This is a genomic window from Frankia sp. CcMO1 (assembly GCF_977945845.1).
Genome location: NZ_CDWTMG010000349.1, coordinates 1 through 3,668 on the forward strand (window position 1 = coordinate 1; position 3,668 = coordinate 3,668).

A 3,668-nucleotide genomic window follows, 5' to 3' on the forward strand; every position below is an offset into this window, starting at 1 on the left:
GCCCTCGCCCGACGCGGACAGGGGCCCCTCGTCGGCGTCGCGGAGCAGGCGCAGCAGGGACACGGCGTGGTGCGGCGCGACCTCCGCCGTCGGCACCCGCCAGCGCGCGTGGGGCCGTGGCGCGGCCGCCTCACGGTCGGTCACCTGGCGCGGCTGCAGGTCGAGAAGCTCGGGCGAGGCCGCGGGGGCGTTGGGATACGTCGGGAGCGCCAGCTCGGCCGTCCCCGGCCTGATGTCGTGCTGGGGATCGAGCCGCAGGGCCTTGGCGACCTGGTCGGGAGGCAGGGCGAACGGGTGGCTGCGCACCCGGGGGCGGCGGCCCGGGCGCTTGGGCAGCTCGGCGGGGCCCATGCCGTCCTCGGCCCACAGCACGAGCCGACCGGTTGCTGCCTGCCCGGCTGGCGGGGACCACCAGGCGTGAACGACGATCATGTACTCCCCTCTCGGCCACGCGAGCCCACGCCCCGAGCGTAGTGCGGGTGGCCGACAGATCTCGGCAGAGGACTCATCCCGGCGCGCTGGCTCCACGCGACGGGAGGCCGGCCGCGGTGAAGGCCCGCAGCTGGTACGCGTACGTCGGTTCGCCGCGGAACCGTTCGCGGCGTCGCTCTCCGTCCACGGTGACGATGAACCGGGACACCATGTGCGGCCCGACGTAGTTGTCGACCGTCATCGCGCCGTGCTCGCCGACGACGCGGGCCCGGAGGTTGAGCAGCGTCCGCGACCACATCGAGGCACGGATCCGGCCGGTCGCCCCACCCGGGAGGGCGAACCGCGCGGTCATCGCCCGGTCGAGGCGCCGGTCCCGGCGCAGGGTCCGCGCGGTGGCCGAGGTGACCACCGGCTCGCCGCCGGACAGCCGGCGCAGGCAGTGCACGGCGTAGCAGCGTGCACCGCCGGCACGCCGTGCTTCGCGGCGAAGGTTTCGGCCCTGCGGCGGTCGCGGGCCGCGACGGCGGCGACTTCGACGTCATCGACGATCCGGGCGGGTTTCACCAGCGCGGCCGGCGCGATCCGCGCGGCGCCGAGCACACCGATTTCGCACTACCCGAGACCTCCTGGAACGGGGAGCGTGAACGCGGCCGGGTCGCCGCCGTGCGCACCCGCCTCGACCGTCCCACCTCGACCGCGAGCCCCGCGCCGGTCCAGCGTTGCAGCGGCCTCGTGGTGCACTCGACCGTGACGGGTACGGTCCGGCCCGTGCCCACTTCCACCGAAGGGAACGCGACGCGCCGGTCGTGGTCGACAGCCTCCGGCACGGCGATCGACCTCTGCCGTGCGCGGCCCTATCCGTGGCCGCCGGCGAGCAGGTCGAGAATCTGCCGATGCAGCGACGCCACGTGGTGCTCGGTCTCCGGCTTCATCAGCACGCTGCGCAGGATGCGGCCCCGCGGCACGTCGGCGACCACGTGATGGCCGCGGGCTGCCAGGGCCGCGGCGTCCACGGTGTACGTCGCGACGAACAGCGACTGCTCCGGCGGCAACTGCATCCCTTGGGTCATGACGTGGGCACTGACCCGGTCCACCTCCGACAGGCACTCCCGGGCCGGGAAGTAGGTGAGGATGTCAAGCTGCGGAGCCTGATACAGCCTCAGCCCCTCGCAGGCGGCGATGTGCTCGGCCCAGGCCAGTGCGGCCCGGCGGCCGGGGCGCAGCACCGCGCCCAAGCCGTCTCCCGTAAGCGGCAACAGCCGCAGCGTCAGCCACAGCGCCGCGGCCGCCGCCCCGGCGCGTGAGCACTCCAGGGAGATCTCCCCCAGGTGCAACTCCTCGGAGGTGAAGTAGGTGTACGGGGAATCGTGAAGGTAGTGGCGCGCCGCGCCGGGATCCTTGAAAAGCACTGCGCCGCAGCCGTAGGGCTGCAACCCGTGCTTGTGCGGGTCGATGACCACCGAGTCGCAGTCGGCGATGGCGGCGAAGGGTGCGGCCGGAACGCCGTCCGGACCGTCGTCGGCGATCAGGCGGAAGAACCCGCCGTAGGCGGCGTCGACGTGCGCCCGCGCCCCGTAGCGCCGGCACATCGCCACGATCTCGTGGACGGGATCGATCGCGCCCAGTCCCGTGGTGCCCGCGGTCGCCACGACGGTGCCGACAGTTCCCGTGCGCAGCAACTCCTCCAGCGCCTGGAGGTCCATCGCCCCGTCGGCCGCCGTCGGGACCGCCACACCGGTGATGCCCAGCAGGTGGCACATGCGGGAGTGGGTGTAGTGCGCGTCGGCGCTGTAGGCCACCACCTTGCCGGGATGCGTTTCGCGGGCGACGAACAGTGCCTCGAGATTGGCGATCGTGCCGCTGCTGGTCAGGTGTCCCAAATGCTGGTCGAAGCCGAACACGGCAGCCAGCTGGGCCACCACCTCCTTCTCCATCCGCGCGGTCGCCGGGCCGCCGTCCAGGGCATGGTTGTTCGGATTGACCAGCATCGCGGTGACGTAGCCGATCACCGCGGCCGGGTGCGGCGATTTCAGCATCTGCCCCACGTAGCGGGGATGGAAGAACGGGTAGTTGTCCCGCAACCGGGCACGCAGCTCCTCGGTGGCCCGCTCGACGGCGTCCACCTCGACGTCCAGCGAAGGGTGCGGGCCGAAGCCGCCGAACTCTCCCATCCACCGGGCCATCTCGGCGACGGCGGTCTTCAGCTGCTCCCCCAGCTCGGCCGCGCCGGCCGGGCCACTGCGCAGCAACCGGGACGGGGCCTGGGGAGATACCGCCATGTCGTCGCTCCTTCGAATGCGGCCCACGCTGCTGCCGAGGTTCGCCCACGTATTCGGTGTGATTCCGGGTCACGGAAACGTTTAAGCACACCGAAAACGTGGGCGAACCTCGGCAGCAGCGGTATCGAACCATGCGTTCGGTGCCAGGCCTGGCGTTCCCCGACCGTCATGGCCAACGAGATGCAGTCCACGCTAGCGGACGTCGCACCGGCGGGCCGCTGACGACATTGACGACATTGACGACATTGCGGGCCGCCCGGAATGGACGCGTCCGGCATGTCGACGCAGCAGGGGGCCTGGTCTCCCCCGGCGACCTCGCGGCGATCCGCGAGCCGGCGTCTGCCAACCTGTCCGCATGACTGACGTCCCACACACCGGCCCAGGAGCGGCGTCGGCGGGCGCGGCGTCGGCGGGCGCGGCGTCGGCGGCGGCGGCTGGAGGAGTTGCGGGCGGGGGGTGATGCAGGTGCCAGTCGGCGGAGACAGGACGCCGTCCGTTCATGCCACCCTCCCTGACCCGGAGCGGGTCCCGGACCTCAGCGAGGCCGCGCGACCCAGGCCAGGCCCTCCGACTGGCATGACGTGCAAGCCGGGCACGGCGCCCAGTGGAAATCACCGCACGATCGGCACGGGGGTAACCGGAACTCGCCCCGACGCAAGCTCATCGGCCGGTCCCCGGCATCAGGCCACCTTCGCGGTCATCTCGACGCCGAGGAGAGACGCCATGTTGCCGCCCATGACCCTGGCCACGTCCGCCTCCGAGAGGAGCGGCCGGAGGACCTCGGCGTACGAGGTGGGGTCCTGCATGCCCTCCGGGTGCGGGTAGTCGGACCCGAACAGGATGTGGCCGGGATCCACGATCTGCAGCAGCTCCGCGGGATCGTCCTCTCCGTAGGGGTGGACGTAGAAGTTCCGCTTGAAGACCTCGATCGGATCCTCGGGGTAGAACCGGTGGTTG

4 protein-coding genes are annotated in these 3,668 nt (G+C 72.0%); all 4 read right to left on the minus strand.

Annotation, left to right across the window (positions count from 1 at the left end; translation table 11 throughout):
• A partial coding sequence (locus AC08OU_RS23560; protein ID WP_476605840.1) for a hypothetical protein occupies positions 1-432 on the minus strand: 432 nt, incomplete at its 3' end.
• Between the two features lie 73 nt (positions 433-505).
• Positions 506-877: a Gfo/Idh/MocA family protein gene (locus AC08OU_RS23565; RefSeq protein WP_476605841.1), complete on the minus strand. Its 372-nt coding sequence runs from the start codon at positions 875-877 to the stop codon at positions 506-508.
• Between the two features lie 409 nt (positions 878-1,286).
• Entirely contained in the window at positions 1,287-2,711 is a 1,425-nt protein-coding gene (locus AC08OU_RS23570) for a pyridoxal phosphate-dependent decarboxylase family protein (RefSeq protein ID WP_476605842.1), read from the minus strand.
• Between the two features lie 680 nt (positions 2,712-3,391).
• On the minus strand, positions 3,392-3,668 hold a 277-nt coding region (locus tag AC08OU_RS23575), incomplete at its 5' end, for an amidohydrolase family protein (protein WP_476605843.1).